Source organism: Streptomyces typhae (assembly GCF_009755605.1).
Lineage (GTDB): Bacteria > Actinomycetota > Actinomycetes > Streptomycetales > Streptomycetaceae > Streptomyces > Streptomyces typhae.
In genome coordinates, this window is the sequence record NZ_WPNZ01000014.1 from 71,771 (window position 1) to 88,968 (window position 17,198).

Genomic DNA, 17,198 nt, shown 5'->3' on the forward strand with positions numbered 1-17,198 from the left:
AACAACACCGAAGGCCCTGTCGTCCGCACGGACGGCAGGGCCTTCGGTCGTGTACTGCTCCGAGCCCCCTGTCGGATTCGAACCGACGACCTTCGCTTTACAAGAGCGTGGCTACGGGGCCCTCTTCGTGTTCTCTACCTGGCAACTGCTCCGTGATCTCGGCTAACTGGAGATCATTTAGGAGCTATTTGGGAGATCGCGTCTGCCGGGTGCTTCTTCAGGTCCACGCGGCCCCACAGGGTCCGCCATCCCAGGGTACGCATCGCCCGCTCGTAGATCTCCTGCAATCCGTCGAGCCTTTCCTTGCGCATCTCCACGGTCGGATGCTGATAGATCCGTTTGATGCCCGGCCGCTTGTGGCCGGCCTGCTCGAACTCCAGCGCCGGGCGCACGCCGATCTGGTCCTGGTAGGTGTCGTGGCTGTGCCGCAGGGCCCGCATCGTCAGCCCGGTCTGGATCGGCTCCCACTTCTCCCGCGGGGCGTGCCCCCGCACGGCGGGCAGGGCGTCCCGCCCGTCAGCCGCGGGCCGCAGCTGGCGCCGGGAGAAGTTGCTGTTACGCCAGAACTTCCCGTCGGGCGTGGAGAAGACGAAGTCGTGCGGCCAGTCGTCCAGGTGCGCGCGCAGCAGCTCGGCGAGGAACGGCGGCACGTCGATGTCGCGCTCCCGGTATTCGTTCTTCGGCGGCTCGAGGCCGAGGACCTGGCCCAGCTTCGTCCCGTCGGGAGCCCGTTTGGTGTACTCGGCCAGCTCCTGCACCACGCGGATGACCGGGCACTCCCACGTCCCGCCCTCGTGCTCCTGGCGGCGCGTGAGCAGCACGTAGTCCCGGTGCAGTCCAGTGGACTCCCCCCAGTTGAGCCCGGTGAACGCCGTTGTCAGGACGTGCAGGCCGACGGCGGGCCCGAGTCGGTCGGCGACCCTCAAGACCACCTCGGCCCTGGCCCATTTCTCCTCGTCGGACCGCTGCGGCCTCGCGCTCGGGACCGTGACCGTGGGGCGTGTCCGGCGCCGCCCCGCCAGAGGGTTCATGACGAGGTACCTGGCATCGACTGCGCCCGTGAGGATCGTGCTCATCAGGGACACGCAGTGGCCCGCCTTGGTGCTGTCCTTGATGCCCATCTGCCAGGTGTCGACGTCGAACCAGGTGACGGTCATGAGCGGCGTGTGCTCCCACTTCGGGAAGATGTGCCCCTCGAGGAGATCCCACCGGGTGCCGTTCGTCCGGCCCCGCTTCTGCCGCGCGGCCATGAAGATCCTCGCGAACTCCCCGAACGGAGTCCGCATCTTCTTCGGATCGATCCAGACACCCGCCCGGATGGCCGCCTCTTGCTCGGCCCCCCACTCCTCCGCCGTTCGCTTCGTCGGAAAACCAGGCTCCGTCAGCCAGGCCGGAGTGTGACCGACTGGGGCTTTGTACTTGCACCGCCACGTGAACTGCTTGGTCTGCTTCCCGCCGCGGACCTTGTAGACCTTCTCTGCGTACGCCATGAGACCCCCCTCCGGCTACGCGTCGCTGTCAGCTGACCTTGGCGTGCACGACGTACCGTGCGGGCGTCCGCATCCAGTCCGGCGACCGCTCGGACTGGCTGCGCGTAATGACGTCCCCCGCGTGCTTCTTGATTAGATCGGCGCGCACAACGTACTGAATGCCGTCGGCCCGGTCGTTAACCACGATCGCTTCGCGCTCGTCGTCCATGTGCTCGCGCAGCTCCATGGTGATGGGGATGCGCGGGCCGCGTGGCGCGTCCGGCGGACGCGGCCGCCACCGACGAGCCTGCTGCGTAAGTGCGTCCGCGAACGCAGGCGCGCCCGCCTCCGTGATGTCTGTTTCGTGCATGTGGAACACGCACCCCGCCTCGACATCGTTGGCGAAGTCCGTGATGTACGGCGCGAAGTAGCGCCCGCCGTATCGTTTCACTTTGATCGTTAGTTCCATGCGTCGTACCCCGATCCGCCGTGCGGTGCCCCCCTCACGGTGACGGTCTGTGCATCGAACCACACGCACAGGATTTGCGCACGGGTCGTGCGCGAACTGCTTATAAGTCTGCAACCTCGTCAGCATCCGTGGCCACGACCTGAAGGTGCCGACGCACCCGGCGGTAACGCTCTGCTACGCGCTGCACCTCTTCAGGGGTGGCACCCTTCTTCCCCTGCAGAACCACGATGATGTGGCCATCGTCTTCGTCGGGGCCAAGATTGATCACCGTGGATTCGAGCGTCTCGCTGGACCGCAGCTCGTACTCGACGGTGGGCGACAAGCCAAGCCCCGCCCTCGGGCTCGCCTCTTCCTCAAGCAGGTCGCTTGCGGCCTGCTCGACTGAAGTCTGCTGTCCGCCGTCCACGGGCGTTGGATCCCCACCCGCCAAGACGCGCTCGTACGAGTCGTCGGTCCACCCCACGAAGCGCACGTACGCGCGCACTGTCGTGACGAAAACCTGTGCGGCATTGCCATTCTCGATCTTCTGAATGGTGCTGCGGCTGACACCCAAGGCCTCAGCGGCTCCTGGCTGCGAGACGCGCGGCCGCATGCGCTCGCGCGCTTCCTTCAGCTCGGCACCTAGCCGCACGAAGTCCTGTGTGGTCATAGCTCACCATCATGCCGCATGGGTTGCACGCCGGTAGCTCGGATTCAAGGCACTGACCTGCGACTCAACCCTCACATTACGGCCATCTGGTTGCACGTCGCCCCCTCCGTCACGGTACGTACGCTCACGCCTGCTTGCGAAACAAGCAGTAAATGCAAGCAGAGTGCTTGCACTGGTCCTCAAAGTGCGCTTGCATTGCAAGCGTGAGACCCAAAGGACAAGCAATTCGGGCCATTCGCGAGGCTCGCGGGATGAGCATCCGCGCCCTCCAGTCCGAGACCGGCCTCAACCGGGGCTACCTCTCCCGCCTGGAGAGGGGGCTCGTTCGCGAGCCCGGTGAGCAGCAGGTCCGACGGGTTGCCACAGCGCTACGCGTACCTGTCGACGTCATCACTGAGGAGACGCCGTGACCGCCAAGGCCACGAAGACGCCGCCCCCGAGGCGCCGCACCCACTCCGACATCGAGGCCGAAATGCGTCGGTGGTCGCCGGAGGAGGTCGTCGCAAAGAAGCTGCTGCCGTACACGAGCGCCCGCGTTCTGCGGCGGAAGTGCAACCAGCGCCAGATTTGGCACCACCTGGACGGCGGGCGCATCACGTTCACCGCCGACGACTTGCGCCGGGAGAACGAGCGCAACGCCGTCGCCCCCATCGCCTGACACGACGCGGGGCCGCGTCGGCTCCACCCGATCGCGACCCCTCGGCCCACCTCAACCAACCAGAGAGATCGAGGTCACCGTGAACGAACACACTACCCAGCCCGCCCGCAGCATCCCGCCGTTGAGCGAGCAGCGTCCCGCCGTCGAGGCCCTGGCCACGCTCGTCGAGATGTTCGGCTCCCTGCCCGGCGGCTACATCACGATCCACACCCGGCCGTTCGGCGGGCCCGTCCGCTTGGAGCTGCAGTTCGACTCCCCGCAGGACTTCGAGCAGTGGCGCACCTGCTTGCGCATCGCGCCCGCCGACGTGGTCCTCGTAGCATCCCCCGGGTACACGTGGCTGTCGGCCGTCGGCCGGTGCCGCGGTGTCGACGTCGAGATCACCGGCTTCGGTGTGCCGCTGACGTACAAGCAGGCCACCACGCAGCAGGTTGCCGGGGTGACCGCGTGAACACGCGCCTCGTGACCGCCGCGGCGGACGTCATCCACGCCGCGCAGACGGCCGGCACCCAGACCGCGACCGGCCTCGCCTGCGCCCTCGACGCCGCCCAGCTCCTCCAGTCGCCCTGCCCCGCCGCCCTGCCCGCGCCCGTCGGTGAGGGCAGGGAGCCGTTCTACGCGATGGTCGACGCCCTCGGCCCCGACGTGACGGCCGCCCTCGACCAGCGACTCGACACCTTCCGCGCCCTCGTGCTCGCCGAGGCGCAGGCCGAAGTCGTCGCCTGGCTCCGCCAGAAGGCGCGCGAGATCCGGGGCCTCGGCGGTACGGAGCGCTCGGACCAGGCGGACGTCGTCGAGGCCCTCGCCTCCACGGTCCAGCGCGGCGCAGTCCGGATCTTCGTCACCGGGAAGGACCGCCGCTCATGAGCGACTACGACGGCATGACCAACGCCGACGTCATGAGCGCCGACGAACTCGCCGAGTACGAGCGCGACGCCGAGCTGCGCCTGGACGCGGCCGACGAGGAGCGCGCCCTCGAGGAGGAGCGGGCCCGCGCGGCCGAGCACGGCGCCGACGAGGACGGCGACGGCGACTGCCACGCCGAGTTCATCGACGGCTCGTGGACCTACTGCGGCTGCCCGGACTGCGAGCAGCGCGAGGCCGACGACGCCGAGGAGGAACTCGATGCCTGAGCAGATCACCCGCCGCGGCTGGCTCCTCCTCGCCATACAGGGCGAGCCCGGCCCCATCTCCACCGGCCGCGCCGAGCAGCTCCTGGCCACCACGCCGTGGAGCTGCCACCGCAACACCGCGAGGAAGGACCTGCGCGCCTTGCACCGGCGCGGGCTCCTCCGCGCGGTCGAGGCCAACGGCCGCCGCACCTACACGCCCACGATCACCGGTGGTGGTGCGGGATGAAGACGACCGTGCGCGCCGGGGCTTCGGCCCCGGCCGCCGGGCCCCGCCCCGGCTGGCAGACCGACGCCCTGTGCGCCCAGACCGACCCCGACCTCTTCCACCCGGCCGTCGACAAGCCCGTTCGCGAAGCCAAGCGCATCTGCGCCGCCTGCCCCGTCCGTGACGACTGCCTCGCCTACGCCCTCGCGCGGCCCGACATCCAGGGCATCTGGGGCGGCACCACCGCCCGCGACCGCGGCCGCCTCCGCAAGCACGAGTAGCCCCTACGCACCGCCCGCCGCCGCGACGACTCCCGCGGCGGCGGGCGGACCACCTCACCACCCGTTCCGCGACAGAAAGGGCGCCACCGTGGCGGACGCCACCGACACCAGGCCCCTCGCCGCTCCTCGGGCCCGGGACACCCCGGGGCCCACAGCCGCGCCCCAGCAGATCGACGGCTTGTTGGTCGTCGACTTCGACAACCGCCGTGCCCGCTACGACTGCTATCGCACCGGCTGCCCCCAGCGCCGCGAGGGTCCCGTACACGACGGCGGCATCCCCGAGTTCGTCCGCACCATCAAGACCGAGCACCTCGCCCGGTACCACGGGGAGCAGCGTTGACCGACACACGGACTCCAGATCTCCGGGCGGCAGCCCGCGAGCTACACGACGCTGGCCTGTGCGTGCTGCCCATCAAGGCCGACGGCAGCAAGAAGCCGGCCCTGCCCTGGCTCCGGTACAAAGTCACCCGCAGCACCCCCGAAGAACACGACCAGTGGTTCGACGGCTCCCCCTCCCGCGGCATCGCCGTGGTCTACGGCGGCGTCTCCGGAGCCGTCGAGATGCTGGAGTTCGAGGGCCTCGCCGTTCGTGACGGCGTCCTCGACGAGGTCACCGAGATCATGGAGGGCTCCGGCCTCGGCGAGGTCTGGCAGAGCATCACCACCGGGTGGGCGAGCCAGTCTCCCTCCGGTGGTGTGCACTACCGGGTCCGCGTCGAGGGCGGTGTCGCCGGAAACAAGAAGCTGGCCAGTCGCCTCGCCCGCGAGGACGAGTACACCGCGGAAGAGCGGCAGCGCCTCGCCGAGAAGCCCAACTCGAAGATCGTGCGCGTCCTCATCGAGACGCGCGGCGAGGGCGGCTACGGACTGGTGGAGCCGTCGGGCGGCTCCGTCCACGCCTCCGGGCGCCCGTACGTCCGCCTGGCCGGTGGGCCCGAGAGCATCCCGACCATCAACGCCGAGATGCTCGAAGCGGTGCACGCCGTCTGTCACATGGTCGACGCGATGCCCCGCGAGGAGAAGGCGAAGACCGCACCCCGCCCGAAGCGCGAGCTTCCCGAGGGCGGCGTCCGGCCGGGCGATGACTACGAGGCCCGCACGGACTGGCCGGAGATCATCGGCGACGAGTTCGACCCGCTCTTCACGCGCGGCAACACGACGTACTGGCGCCGCAAGGGCAAGAACCAAGGAATCTCAGCGACGACCGGCCACGCCGCAGACCGCGACCGGCTGTACGTCTTCACCACCTCGACAACGTTCGAAGCAGAGACGCCCTACGACAAGTTCGCCGCGTACACCCACCTGACCCAGGGCGGCACCAGCGCCGAGCACTTCAAGCGGGCCGCCGCCGAGCTGCGCGGGCGCGGCTACGGCACCGAGGCTCCCCGCCGACGCCTGTCCTCCGTCCCCGCCCAGCACTTCGCCGACGGCTCCTCCGCGCTCGACGCCGAGCACGCGCCGGACACGCAGGAGGGGTTCGAGGGTGGACCGCAGCTGCGCTCTGTCTCCTCGCGCCCTGAGCTGGACATCACCAACGAGGCCGACGGCATCGACGGCGTCCTGCAGCTCATGAAGGACGGCCGCCTGCCCGACCTGTACAAGCGGTCCGGCGGCCCCTGCTGGGTCTACCGCGACGACAACGACGACCCCGTGGTGAAGCAGCTGGCCGCCGACAACCTGCGCGCCTACCTCGCCGACCACGTCACGTCGTTCGTCGTGAAGCGCAACCCGCTCACCGAGCGGGAGGAAGAGGAGCGGGAACTGCTCATGCCCAAGAGCTGCTCCACGATCCTCGGCCGCAAGGACTGGCCGTTGCCGGTACTGCGCGGCGTCGTCACCTCCCCTGTGATCCGCCCCGACGGAAGCCTGCTCGACTCCCTGGGCTACGACCGCGCGACGGGCCTCTACCTCGAGCCGCGCGTGCCCCTGCGGCGCCTCGCTCCGCAGGTCACGAAGGACAGTCTGGAGCGGGCAAAGAGCATCGTCCTCGAGCAGGTGCTGCAGGACTTCCCCTGGGTCGCCGCCAGCGACCGCGCTCACTACGTCGGCGCCCTGCTCACGCCCATCCTGCGGCCGTACTTCCACGGCCCCACCCCGATGTTCGTCATCACCGCCACGGCGGCCGGGTCTGGAAAGTCCCTGCTCAAAGACATCTTCCGACACTGCTACGGCATCGCCGACACCGCCTGGCCCGAGAACGACACCGAACTGCGCAAGAGCATCACGACCCAGTTGTACGGCACCGGCCAACCCGTCGTGGTCCTCGACAACCTGCCCAACGGCTCGGTCATCAAGTCCCCCGTGCTGAGCGCACTGCTCACCTCGGAGGTATGGGGCGACCGCGTCCTGGGCGCCACCTCCAAGGTCACCATGCCCAACGACCGGCTCTGGATCGTCACCGGCAACGCGCTGCGCACCGGCGGGGACAACAGGCGCCGCGTGATGTGGGTCCGTCTCGACCCCGACTGCCCTGACCCGGATCAGCGCGACGGGTTCACCGTCGGCGACCTCCGCCCGTGGCTGCGCCACAACGCCTCCACGCTGGTCGCCGCACTCGTCACCCTCGTCCGGTCCTGGATCGCGGCAGGCGCCCCCGCCGTCCGCGTCCGCAAGGGTGACTACAGCGAGTGGGCCAGCATCATCGCTGGGCTGCTCGGCTTCCTCGGCGTCGAGGGCTGGATGGCCGACCGCAACGAAGCCCTGGACCAGGACGACGAGCTGCAGGAGTGGGCTCTCTTCCTGGAGATGTGGCGCCAGACCTACGGCGCCGAACCCCTGGCCACCGGCGCACTCATCCAGGGCCTGCCCAACCACGTGCCGCGCAAGGGCGACGAGCTGCCGAGCGCCAACCAGCTCGGCATCTGGCTGAAGGCCCGCCAGGGCCGCTACTTCGGCACACACAAGGTCGTCATGGTCGTCGACAGCCACCGCAAGCAGAAGCTGTGGCGCGTCGACGTCCACGAGGACCGCGGCACCGGAAGGCACGAATCGTGACCGGGCCGTTTGCGGGGACTGCGGGGAGTCCGCGGGGACCTGTGCGGGGAGTCCCGCAGGTCCCCGCACCCGGGACCACCTGCGCTGATGCGGGGAGGCGGGGAGGTGCGGGCGGTCGCCTCTCCCCCACACATAGCGCGCGCCTCCCACGTGCATCGCGTGTCACATGCACCGCACGTCATCGCACGACGTTCCAGCAGTCCTCCGACATCAAGGGATTTCCAAAGTCCCCGCAAGTCCCCGCGTCCCCGCAAACCCGCTGATCAGCACCACCCCAAGACCGCTGGGAAGTCCCCGCAGGGCTCCCGCCAAGTCCCCGCACTCCCCGCAACAGCCCAGCAACCGAATCGAGGTGACCATGTCCTTCACGCCACGCCCCTACCAGCTCGAGGCCATCGAGGCGCTACGCCAGGGATGGGCGGACGGCCGGACCCGTCTGGCCGTCGTCCTGCCGACCGGCGCGGGCAAGACCGTCGTTTTCTCCCACCTGGCCCACCAGATGCTCGACAGCCTCGGCGGCCGCCGCGTGCTCGTCATCGCCCACCGCGAGGAGCTGATCGAGCAGGCCGCTTCCAAGCTGCTGGCCGTGGACCCGATGCTGCGCGTCGGCATCGTGAAGGCGCAGCGCGACCAGCACCATGACGCCGACGTGATCGTGGCCTCAGTGCAGACCCTGGCTGTGCCGCGCCGCCGCGAGGCCATCCGCGACGTTGGCCTGATCATCGTGGACGAGTGCCACCACGCCGCCGCCCGCTCCTACATGGACGTGCTCGCCCACTTCGGCGCCTGGGACGGCACCCCCGTCGCAGGCTTCACAGCGACCATGACGCGCACCGACGGCGGCCTCGCCGAGGTCTGGCAGGACGTCGTCTTCCGCCTCGACATCCTCGACATGATCAGCGACGGCTACCTGTGCGACGTCCGCGGCAAGGCCATCACCGTCGACACCCTCGACCTCAACAAGGTGCGCACCCGCGGCGGCGACCTCGTCGACGGCCAGCTGGGGAAAGCCCTCGAGGAGTCGGGCGCCCTCGACGCCATCGCCAAGGCCTACGTCGACCACGCCAGCGAGCGGCCCGGCGTCGTCTTCACCCCGACCGTCGCCACCGCGCAGGCCGCCGCCGAATCGCTGCGCACGGTCGGCATCACCGCCGCCCCCGTGTGGGGCGACATGGCCAAGGAGGGCCGCCGGGACACACTCGCCCGGTACCAAGCTGGCGAGATCCAGGTCCTTACGAACGCGATGCTCTTGACCGAGGGCTTCGACGCCCCGCACACCAGCTGCGTCGTGGTCGCTCGCCCCACCAAGTCGCCCGGCCTGTACGTGCAGATGGTCGGCCGTGGTCTGCGGCCGGCCCCCGGCAAGACGGACGCGCTGCTGCTCGACGTGATGGGCGCTGCGTCCCGCCACAAGCTGGCGTCGATGGTGGACCTCACCGCACGCGAGATCGGCCAGGCCGAGGAGGGCAAGACGCTCAAGCAGGTGGCCGAGGAGCACGTGGCCTCCGAGAAGCGCCGCGCGCTCGCCGCCCGAGTCGAGGCCGAGGAGATCAACCTGTTCGGCAGCAGCGCGATCCGGTGGCTGCGCACCGAGGACGGCACCTGGTTCATCCGTCTCACCGGCGCCATGTTCCTGTTCCTCGTCCGCGACCCCGGCACCCGCCTGTACCGGATGCGCCGGTGGACGCAGACGCACGGCGTGCACGGGCCGACGGAAGACGTGGCCCGGCCCCTGCCGGAGGCACTCGCGTGGCTGGAGCAGCAGGCCAAGGTCTTGGCGCCCCAGGCGTTCGTCGCGCGGGAGGCCCGGTGGAGGCGTAGCCAGCCCAGCGCGAAGCAACTCGGCCTATGTCGTCGCCTCGGCATCGCGGTGCCGCGCGGCAGCACGGCCGGGGACGTCGCCGATCTCATCGACCAGGGCCGCGTCGGCCAAGTCCTCGGCCAGCTCATCCTTCCTGCCGCCGCGTGACGGCCGGGCCTGTTGCTACCAGGACCGGCCCTCCACCCATCAGATCACGGAGGAACTCGTGAAGACCCGAACCCGCCGTTGCGTGCGCGGGCACTTCATCCCCGCCACCGCCGAGACCGACGCCTGCCGGTGCACGCTCTGGCCGCGCCGTCTGCGCAGGTACCGCTTCAGCAGCGACACCTACGGGCAGAGCCTCGCCATCCGCCGCAAGATCATCCGCACCGTCTGGCCTGTAGGGAGCTACCTGTGACCAGCCGCCGCTACGTCACCCTCTGCCGCGCCGCAGGCCTGCTCCTCGGCGCCGCCGCCATCCCCGTCCTCTTCACCCGCTACAGCCCGATGGCCGTACTCCTGGGCACCGCCAGCGCCTGCCTCTTCTGGCGGGCCCGCGAGGAAGCCGCCGCCGACCGGCGCGCCCGCGTCGCCGCCCGCCGCGCCGAGCTGGCCGCCCGCCCGTGCCCGCCCCCGCCGGACGGCCGCCCGCTCGACGCCCGCGAGCGCGCCGCCCTCGCCGACATCGCCGCCCACTACGACCACGGGACTGCAGCATGACCAACCGCATCCGCCTCGACGACCTGACCGACGACGCCCTCGACGCCCTGTACGACAACGCCACGCGGGGGTGGCGACGCGGGGACCGCTGGAAGGAGCGCGCGCTGGAGGCCGAGGCCGCCCTCGCGCGGGTGTACGAATGGGCCGACGAACTCGACGAGACCGCCCGACGGGTGCACCCGGACGCTGTGCACCCCGTGGCGGCAGGACTCCGGCACCGGATCAACTACGACCCGATCAAGGAGAGCACCCGCCGATGAGCGCCACCTGCGGCCTGTGCCAGCGCGACCTGGCCGACGGCTATCTGTGCCGCCGCCACACCGAGGAGCTGGCCGCGACGCTGCAGCAGTTGCCCGTCTTCCATGACGAGCTGCTGCAGTGCCTGGTGCCGCGCAGCCGCGGCTTCGGCGACATCGTGCCGACGCGGGGATCGGCCGGCCCCCGCTCGCCGCTCGACGAGGACGTCCTCGACGAGATCGTCACCGCGGGCATGGCGCAGGTCGTGCACCTGTGGCGGGTGGACGTGCAGCGCGTCCGCTGGCCGCACCACGGGCCGCCGCCTCCGGCCGATCTGGCGGCGGACTGCCGGTGGCTGGGCATGGAACTCGACTGGATCGCCGCCGAGTACGTCGCGGCCGGCGACCTGGCCCGCGAACTCCGCGAACTCGAGACGTCCGCGCGCTCCATCGTCGGCGACCCCAGGCCGCGCTCGCAGCGGCTCGGCACCTGCGTGGCCATCGACACCGCAGGCGTGGTGTGCGGGGCCGTCATCCGGCGGATGCCGGGCCAGACCCGGATCCAGTGCCGGTGGTGCGGCTACGCCTACGAGACTGCCCTCGACTGGGCGCGGCTCCAGCACTTCCAGCCCGACGAGGCGGCGTGAAGGCCTTGTGTCAAACCCCCCAGTTGGATACCGTGGTGGGGATGGACCCGAAGCCCTGGCGGGACCGGATCAGCGACGAGGACAGGCTGTTGGAGCAGCTCAACCAACTCGCATCCGCATCCGCCGACCGACGCGCACAAGCGCTTCTCGACGGCGTGAACGAACTCGGCACGATCGCCGACGTCGCCCGCGACCGTGGAGTGAGCTGGACTGCCGTCGATAAGTCGATCAAGAAGTACGAGCGCAAGAAGGCGTCCCAGAAGGACGCCACAACCGAATAGACGAGGGCCGGGACAGCAGCTCGGGTGTTGGAGCACCCGGCGCGCGCACCGCCCGACCCTCTACCGAACTACCTGATCAGAGCAGGAGTCGGCATGACCGATCATGTCGCGCGTCTCGACGCGCCCGCAAGTTCCCCCGTTCCTGACCCGAGCAATCTCGCCGTCGCCGCGAGCGTCGGCCAGCAGATGCTCAACACCTACGGCAACAGCAGCCGCGACGGCTTCACCTACCCCGAGGCCTACGGCGCGCTCCGCGAGTCCCTCCGCATCCTCCTGCGCGCCATCGGCACCGCAGCCGCGGTCCACGGGGGTGAGGCCCTGTGAGCACGCGTAAGGAACTCACCGGCCCCCAGAAGTGGATGCTCGCCTGCGCCGCCGCGCCGATGGCCGCCGTCGGCATCGCCGGAGGCTTCGGCACCTACAGCAACGTGATCGCCGAGTTCGGCCGGGCAGCGACCGCCATTGGCGTCGTCGCCGCAGGAGAGGGCCTCACCCTCGTCCTCGCCCTGACCATGCTCGCCCTCACCCTCCTCGGCCAGGCCACCCCCCGCGTCGTCCGCGCAGGGCTGTGGCTGGCCCCGGCCGCCGCCGCCCTGGTCGGCGTCGCCGTCGCCGACGGCCTCACCGAACAGATCGTGTACGCGGCCACCCCCCTCGCCATGTGCGGCGCCGCCGAGGGCCTCGGCCTCATCGCCCGCCGCATCGTCATCTACACCACCGGCGTCGACGCCGAAGCCCGCCGCCGTACCGCCACCGCCGTGCAGCGCCTCGCCTACCAGCGGGCGGTCGCCGACCGGCACCCCGACGAGGGCCGCCGCGAGGACGCGCTGCGCAAGTCCTGGAGGCTGGCCGAGCAGATCGGCGTCGACGACCCCGAGCTGGCCGCCGGCCTCATCGAGGACCAGCGCAAGCGGCTGCGGCAGGGCGCCGACGAAGCCCTGGCGGGCATGCTCACCGCGGCGCCGGAGCCTGCCCGCCCGGAGCCGGTGCCCGTGCGAACGGAGACCGCCGAGGAGATCCTGGCCCGCAAGCTCGCCGCCATGAGCCAAGACGATGCGGTACGCCTGGCAGCGGATGCGCACCCCGATGCGCACCCGGCCGAACTCGCCGCGATCCTCGGCCACTACGGCATCACCGTGGACGCCGTCCAGGTGGCCCTCATCCTCGCCCGGCAGCCCGAGCAACACGACGTGTATCGACCGGATACGGCAGATGCGCCCAAGGTCAGCGGCCTGCACCCGGTCACCGTCGAGGCCGCCGTCGTCGAGGCCGCATCCGCTCTGGGACCGGATGCGAAAGCCCGCGAGATCGCCGAGCATCTCGCCCGGCACCGGCGCCTGGTCGTCACCGAGCCGTACATCCGCACCGCTCTGTCCCGCGAGGCGAAGCGGCAGCAGGGCACGGCCCCGGCCACGCCGATGGAAGGCGGATACGCATGATGCGCTTCCTGTTCGGCGCCCTCCTCGGTCTCTTGGTCGCCGTCCCCACGCTCCTCGACCTGGTCCTCGGTATCGCCATCCTCGCCCTCGCGCAGCCCCCGCTCGTCGTCGCCGTCGGCGGTGTCCTCGCCTGGCCGCGGCTCACCCGCACCGTGCGGGGGTGGACGTTGTGAGCGAAGCCCTCGACAAGGCCGAGGCCGCGGCCCGCGAGGCCGCCCAGGACACCGACGTCCTGCGGATCGTGGCCGCCGTCCTCGCCACCCAGCAGGCCGCACAGCAGCAGGACCCCGCCCCGGCCGCGCAGCAGCCGATCAAGGCGCACCCGTGGGGCACCTACGCGGCGGCCGGATGCTTCGGCCTGCTCGCCCTCGTCCTGGTCGTCGTCCTGGTGATGTTCGTGGTGTTCGGCCTGACGATCCTCGCCGCCGTCCTCGGCCTGGTCGTCGTCGCCCTGACGATCTGCGTCCTCGTCCTGCGCGGCATGTGGCGCGACTACCAGAAGGGCCACTGACCGGCCCTTCCGTCCTCCGCAGCATCGTTCCAAATGGAACGTTGCCGTGGGGGTGCGGTGGGGCCGGAGAGACCGGCCCTGAAAGGAGCACCATGTCTGACCCGCAGAGCACCGTGGACGCGTCGAAGCTCGTCGCGCAGGCCATCGGCGATTACGGCCTGGAGTCCGATGAGGCCGTCGGCGCGATGGACGCCGCACTCGGCGCCGCCGAGCAGGCCCGCGCCAACGGCTACACCGCCGACGACATCCGCAACGGCTGACCCGGAGGGACACCATGGAGACCCCCGAGATCAAGCCCCGCAGCGAGTGCCAGGTACAGGCCGAGGAGTACATGTACCTGGCGGCCCGCCTGGCGCGCCGCGCCGAAATGATGAGCCAGCGCGAGGACCGCCACAAGGTCCCCGCGACGGCCGCCGTCGGCGCCCTGTACGCCGACATCGCCCGCACGTGGGCCACCCTCGCCGCCACCGCCCCGCAGGGCGACGAGGAGACCGACCGTGGCTGACCTCAAGTACACGGCCTGGGAAAGGGCGCAGATCGCCGCCGTCGAGGTGCGCAGCCTCAAGCGGGCCGCCGCGATCGGCTACGACGCCCACACCGAGCGCCTGCGGGCGCTGAAGCGCATCGAGGACAAGGCCCGCCGCCGGGCCAACCGTAAGTAGCCCCCCGACCAGGAAGAAGAGGACATGACCGAGACCGAGACGTTCGAGACCATCCGCTTCACCGCCGATGTGGTCGTGACCACGACGGACGGGTACGTCCTGCTGATCGAGCGCGGCTGGGACCCCCACCAGGGCCAGTGGGCCCTCCCGGGCGGGCACGTCGACCCGGGCGAGACGAGCCGCGCCGCCGCCGCCCGTGAACTGGCCGAAGAGGCAGGCGTGCACGCGGCACTGGAAGAGCTTGACCAGGTCGGCGTGTTCGACGCCCCCGACCGTGATCCCCGCGGCCGGTACGTCACCGTCGCCTACCAGCTGACCGTCCTCCCCGGAACGACCATCGAGCCGGGAGACGACGCCGTCCGCGCCCAGTGGTGGCCCCTGAGCGACTTGCCACCGCTCGCGTTCGACCACGCCGACATCATCCGCGCCGCCACGGAACCCACCGACCGCCCCTGAATACGCCCCGGGGGCGGCGCACCACGACCAAGAAGTAGAGCCGCCCCCGGGCCCCGGACCGCCCAACAGAACGACCGGAAGGCCAGCATGACCGACATCCTGATCAAGCCGCCACAGGACGCCCCCGAGGACGCGCAGGACGCGCAGGACGCGCAGGACGCGCAGGACGCGCACCAGGACGGCCAGGACGCCCCCGCCGTTCCGAGCGTCCCCGTCGACAACCCCAAGCTCCCCGCCCCCGGCGTCACCACCGAGAAGCGGCGGCCGGTCATCGCCCCATGGCTGCGCTCGAAGCGGGACTTCCTCGCCACCGTCGAGCGCGCGGCCGGCCACGCCGGATACGCCACCGCCTACCACGGCCTCCGCGCCCCCTGGTACGGCACACAGCTCACCCTCATGTCCCCACGCGGCACCGCCCGCCTGATCGCCTCCACCAACCGGTGGATCTGGGACCGCGAGGCCGCGCCCCTGCGGGACTACGCCGTCCGCACCGAGGACGCCGAGGAGTACATGCGCCTCTCCCGCCTGAGGGCCGGACGCGTGCGCCTGCGCGGCTTCGTCACCGTCATCGCCGCGGTGTTCGGCCTCGGCTTCGCCCTGTTCCTGTACGTCATGGCCCCCGCCTACCTGTGGGTGTTCGCCGCCGGAGGGGTCCTGACCCTCGGCTACTTCGGTCAGCAGCCCGACGCCCCGGTCATCGGCCCGGCCGTGGTGCGCACCGAGTTGCAGAAGCTCACCGGCACGATCGTGCTGCGTGCCCTGGACGCGATCGGCAACGCGAAGATCTCCGCCGCGGTGAAGAAGGGCGGCGACATGAACGGCATGCGCTTCACCAGCGAGATCACCCGCGACGGGCCCGGCTACAGGGCCGACCTGGACCTGCCCTACGGCGTGGTCCCGGAGGACGTGATGGAGGAGCGCCAGGCCCTCGCTTCCGGTCTGCGCCGCAAGCTGGGCTGCGTGTGGCCCTCCGGCGACCCGGAGGAGCACGAGGGCCGCCTGATCCTGTGGGTGGGCGACAAGCCGATGAACGAGACGACCAAGCCCCCGTGGCCGCTGCTGAAGGACGGGCAGGTCGACCTTTTCAAGCCCGTCGTGTTCGGTAACGACCAGCGCATGCGGGACATCGTCGTGTGCCTGATGTTCGTGTCCGTCGTCATCGGCTCCGTGCCCCGCATGGGCAAGACGTTCCTGCTCAGGCTGCTGCTGCTCATCGCCGCTCTCGACCCGCGGGCGTGGATCCTCGGCTTCGACTTCAAGGGCACCGGCGACCTCGGCCCGCTGGAGCCGGTCTGCCACCGCTACCGCTCCGGCGAGGAAGACGAGGACCTGCTGTACGTCCTGCACGCCATGCGGGAGCTGAAGGAGGAACTGCGCCGCCGGGCGAAGGTGATCCGTCACCTGCCCAAGTCCCGCTGCCCCGAGTCAAAGGTCACCCCGGCCCTGGCCAACGACAAGACCCTGGGACTGCACCCGATCGTGGTCGGCTTCGACGAGTGCCAGGTGCCGTTCGAGCACGAGAAGTACGGCGCTGAGCTGGAGTCCATCTGCACGGACATCGCCAAGCGCGGGCCCGCCCTCGGAATCATCGGGATCTTCGCCACCCAGCGCCCCGACGCCAAGAGCCTGCCGCCCGGCATCTCCGCGAACGCCATCCTGCGCTTCTGCCTGAAGGTGATGAACCACCAGGCCAACGACATGGTGCTGGGCACCGGCGCCTACAAGGCCGGCATCCGCGCCACCATGTTCTCCCGCTCCGACCGCGGCATCTGCTGGATGTCCGGCGAAGGCGACGATCCGGTCATCGCCGCGTCCGCGTTCGTCGACGGCCCCGCCGCAGAAGCCGTCGTCGTCCGCGCCCGCCAGCTGCGCGAGGACTACGGCAACATCACCGGCCACGCCCTCGGCCAAGGACCCTCCGCCACCGTCGGCATGGACCTGCTCGGCGACATCCTCAAGTCCGTCAGCGCCAGCGAAGAGCAGGTGTGGAACGAGCGCATCGCCGCCCGCCTCACCGAACTGCGTCCCGACGTCTACGGAGGATGGACCGCCGAGAACGTCACGGCCGCGCTCAAGCCCTGGGGCATCAAGGTCGGGCAGGTGTGGGGCACCGCCGACGACGGCGGAGGCAAGAACCGGCGCGGCATCAAGCGCGCCGACATCGTGGCCGCCGTCGCCCGCCGGGACGCCGACCGGGCCGCCGCGTAGCCCAGAACGGGCCGCTAGACCTAGCACCCCAACCCGCTAGGTCTAGCAGCCCCGCTAGCACCCGAAACGGCCCCTGAACAGGCACCTAGCGTCTAGCAGGGGCCCGCCCAGACCCCCGGAAACACCCCGGAACAGCGAGAGGACACCCACCCCATGCTGCTCGCTATGACTGCCCTGCCTGCCGTCCTCCTGGCCTACGCCGCGCTGTGCTGGGCCCGCCCTTTCGGGCCCTGCCGCAGATGCAAGGGCACCGGCAAGACCACGCGCTTCCGCAAGGAACGCCCCTGCCCGCGCTGCCGCGGCAAGAGGCTCCGGCTGCGCGTCGGCCGCCGCGCCCACAACGCCTGGCGACGCGCCCACGAAGCAGGCACCCGCTGAC

General features: G+C 70.6%; 28 protein-coding genes. 25 read left to right on the top strand and 3 right to left on the bottom strand.

All coding sequences use genetic code 11. The annotated features are described in order from the left end of the window. Positions 1-173: 173 nt before the first annotated feature. The 3 genes from GPA10_RS24850 to GPA10_RS24860 form a co-directional block, all read right to left on the bottom strand. Entirely contained in the window at positions 174-1,490 is a 1,317-nt protein-coding gene (locus tag GPA10_RS24850) for a site-specific integrase (protein ID WP_157167443.1), read from the bottom strand. Positions 1,491-1,518: 28 nt separating this feature from the next. Continuing rightward, complete coding sequence (locus tag GPA10_RS24855; protein ID WP_157167444.1) at positions 1,519-1,938, bottom strand: hypothetical protein; 420 nt, start codon at positions 1,936-1,938, stop codon at positions 1,519-1,521. A gap of 100 nt (positions 1,939-2,038) precedes the next feature. Beyond that, positions 2,039-2,587, bottom strand: a complete 549-nt coding sequence (locus GPA10_RS24860) for a helix-turn-helix domain-containing protein (protein ID WP_157167445.1) — start codon at positions 2,585-2,587, stop codon at positions 2,039-2,041. Positions 2,588-2,739: 152 nt separating this feature from the next. Here GPA10_RS24860 and GPA10_RS44085 point away from each other — a divergent pair, with 152 nt between their 5' ends. The 25 genes from GPA10_RS44085 (at position 2,740) to GPA10_RS24980 (ending at position 17,197) form a co-directional block, all read left to right on the top strand. Beyond that, entirely contained in the window at positions 2,740-2,997 is a 258-nt protein-coding gene (locus GPA10_RS44085; protein ID WP_425505812.1) for a helix-turn-helix domain-containing protein, read from the top strand. Continuing rightward, on the top strand, positions 2,994-3,245 hold the full coding sequence (locus tag GPA10_RS24870) for a hypothetical protein (protein WP_157167447.1): 252 nt from the start codon (positions 2,994-2,996) through the stop codon (positions 3,243-3,245). The genes GPA10_RS44085 and GPA10_RS24870 overlap by 4 nt, the downstream gene beginning before the upstream one ends. 79 nt (positions 3,246-3,324) lie before the next feature. Next, a complete protein-coding gene (locus GPA10_RS24875) occupies positions 3,325-3,696 on the top strand; it encodes a hypothetical protein (RefSeq protein WP_157167448.1) in 372 nt (123 codons plus the stop codon). Then, the gene (locus GPA10_RS24880) at positions 3,693-4,112 is read left to right on the top strand and encodes a hypothetical protein (protein ID WP_157167449.1); all 420 of its coding nucleotides are present in this window, start codon (positions 3,693-3,695) and stop codon (positions 4,110-4,112) included. The genes GPA10_RS24875 and GPA10_RS24880 overlap by 4 nt, the downstream gene beginning before the upstream one ends. Continuing rightward, positions 4,109-4,378, top strand: a complete 270-nt coding sequence (locus GPA10_RS24885; protein WP_157167450.1) for a hypothetical protein — start codon at positions 4,109-4,111, stop codon at positions 4,376-4,378. Before GPA10_RS24880 ends, GPA10_RS24885 begins: the two co-directional genes overlap by 4 nt. Next, positions 4,371-4,604, top strand: a complete 234-nt coding sequence (locus tag GPA10_RS24890; protein WP_157167451.1) for a hypothetical protein — start codon at positions 4,371-4,373, stop codon at positions 4,602-4,604. Before GPA10_RS24885 ends, GPA10_RS24890 begins: the two co-directional genes overlap by 8 nt. Beyond that, on the top strand, positions 4,601-4,864 hold the full coding sequence (locus tag GPA10_RS24895) for a WhiB family transcriptional regulator (protein ID WP_157167452.1): 264 nt from the start codon (positions 4,601-4,603) through the stop codon (positions 4,862-4,864). The genes GPA10_RS24890 and GPA10_RS24895 overlap by 4 nt, the downstream gene beginning before the upstream one ends. An 88-nt stretch (positions 4,865-4,952) precedes the next feature. Further along, positions 4,953-5,204, top strand: a complete 252-nt coding sequence (locus GPA10_RS24900) for a hypothetical protein (RefSeq protein WP_157167453.1) — start codon at positions 4,953-4,955, stop codon at positions 5,202-5,204. Between the two features lie 62 nt (positions 5,205-5,266). Further along, positions 5,267-7,858, top strand: coding sequence for a bifunctional DNA primase/polymerase (locus tag GPA10_RS24905; protein WP_157167454.1), 2,592 nt, complete (start codon positions 5,267-5,269; stop codon positions 7,856-7,858). A gap of 358 nt (positions 7,859-8,216) precedes the next feature. Continuing rightward, the gene (locus tag GPA10_RS24910; protein ID WP_157167455.1) at positions 8,217-9,827 is read left to right on the top strand and encodes a DEAD/DEAH box helicase; all 1,611 of its coding nucleotides are present in this window, start codon (positions 8,217-8,219) and stop codon (positions 9,825-9,827) included. Between the two features lie 58 nt (positions 9,828-9,885). Continuing rightward, entirely contained in the window at positions 9,886-10,077 is a 192-nt protein-coding gene (locus GPA10_RS24915; protein WP_157167456.1) for a hypothetical protein, read from the top strand. Beyond that, positions 10,074-10,379: a hypothetical protein gene (locus GPA10_RS24920; protein ID WP_157167457.1), complete on the top strand. Its 306-nt coding sequence runs from the start codon at positions 10,074-10,076 to the stop codon at positions 10,377-10,379. The genes GPA10_RS24915 and GPA10_RS24920 overlap by 4 nt, the downstream gene beginning before the upstream one ends. Further along, on the top strand, positions 10,376-10,639 hold the full coding sequence (locus tag GPA10_RS24925; RefSeq protein WP_157167458.1) for a hypothetical protein: 264 nt from the start codon (positions 10,376-10,378) through the stop codon (positions 10,637-10,639). Before GPA10_RS24920 ends, GPA10_RS24925 begins: the two co-directional genes overlap by 4 nt. Continuing rightward, on the top strand, positions 10,636-11,262 hold the full coding sequence (locus GPA10_RS24930; protein WP_157167459.1) for a hypothetical protein: 627 nt from the start codon (positions 10,636-10,638) through the stop codon (positions 11,260-11,262). Before GPA10_RS24925 ends, GPA10_RS24930 begins: the two co-directional genes overlap by 4 nt. Before the next feature lie 41 nt (positions 11,263-11,303). After that, entirely contained in the window at positions 11,304-11,543 is a 240-nt protein-coding gene (locus tag GPA10_RS24935) for a hypothetical protein (protein ID WP_157167460.1), read from the top strand. A 93-nt stretch (positions 11,544-11,636) separates the two neighbouring features. Then, positions 11,637-11,867: a hypothetical protein gene (locus GPA10_RS24940; RefSeq protein ID WP_157167461.1), complete on the top strand. Its 231-nt coding sequence runs from the start codon at positions 11,637-11,639 to the stop codon at positions 11,865-11,867. Further along, positions 11,864-12,982 (top strand): hypothetical protein, encoded by a 1,119-nt coding sequence (locus GPA10_RS24945; protein ID WP_157167462.1) that lies wholly within the window; start codon positions 11,864-11,866, stop codon positions 12,980-12,982. The genes GPA10_RS24940 and GPA10_RS24945 overlap by 4 nt, the downstream gene beginning before the upstream one ends. After that, positions 12,979-13,155: a hypothetical protein gene (locus GPA10_RS41780; RefSeq protein ID WP_198351696.1), complete on the top strand. Its 177-nt coding sequence runs from the start codon at positions 12,979-12,981 to the stop codon at positions 13,153-13,155. The genes GPA10_RS24945 and GPA10_RS41780 overlap by 4 nt, the downstream gene beginning before the upstream one ends. Continuing rightward, complete coding sequence (locus GPA10_RS24950; protein WP_246259689.1) at positions 13,143-13,493, top strand: hypothetical protein; 351 nt, start codon at positions 13,143-13,145, stop codon at positions 13,491-13,493. The genes GPA10_RS41780 and GPA10_RS24950 overlap by 13 nt, the downstream gene beginning before the upstream one ends. Before the next feature lie 92 nt (positions 13,494-13,585). Beyond that, positions 13,586-13,753 (top strand): hypothetical protein, encoded by a 168-nt coding sequence (locus GPA10_RS24955; RefSeq protein ID WP_157167463.1) that lies wholly within the window; start codon positions 13,586-13,588, stop codon positions 13,751-13,753. Positions 13,754-13,767: 14 nt separating this feature from the next. Continuing rightward, complete coding sequence (locus GPA10_RS24960) at positions 13,768-13,998, top strand: hypothetical protein (RefSeq protein ID WP_157167464.1); 231 nt, start codon at positions 13,768-13,770, stop codon at positions 13,996-13,998. Further along, entirely contained in the window at positions 13,991-14,155 is a 165-nt protein-coding gene (locus GPA10_RS24965) for a hypothetical protein (protein ID WP_157167465.1), read from the top strand. The genes GPA10_RS24960 and GPA10_RS24965 overlap by 8 nt, the downstream gene beginning before the upstream one ends. A 24-nt stretch (positions 14,156-14,179) precedes the next feature. After that, a complete protein-coding gene (locus tag GPA10_RS24970; RefSeq protein ID WP_157167466.1) occupies positions 14,180-14,611 on the top strand; it encodes an NUDIX domain-containing protein in 432 nt (143 codons plus the stop codon). An 87-nt stretch (positions 14,612-14,698) separates the two neighbouring features. Further along, positions 14,699-16,819 carry a cell division protein FtsK gene (locus GPA10_RS24975; RefSeq protein WP_157167467.1) on the top strand — a complete coding sequence of 707 codons (2,121 nt, stop codon included), beginning with the start codon at positions 14,699-14,701 and terminating at the stop codon, positions 16,817-16,819. 165 nt (positions 16,820-16,984) lie between these two features. Next, positions 16,985-17,197 carry a hypothetical protein gene (locus GPA10_RS24980; RefSeq protein ID WP_343041294.1) on the top strand — a complete coding sequence of 71 codons (213 nt, stop codon included), beginning with the start codon at positions 16,985-16,987 and terminating at the stop codon, positions 17,195-17,197. Position 17,198 lies beyond the last annotated feature (1 nt).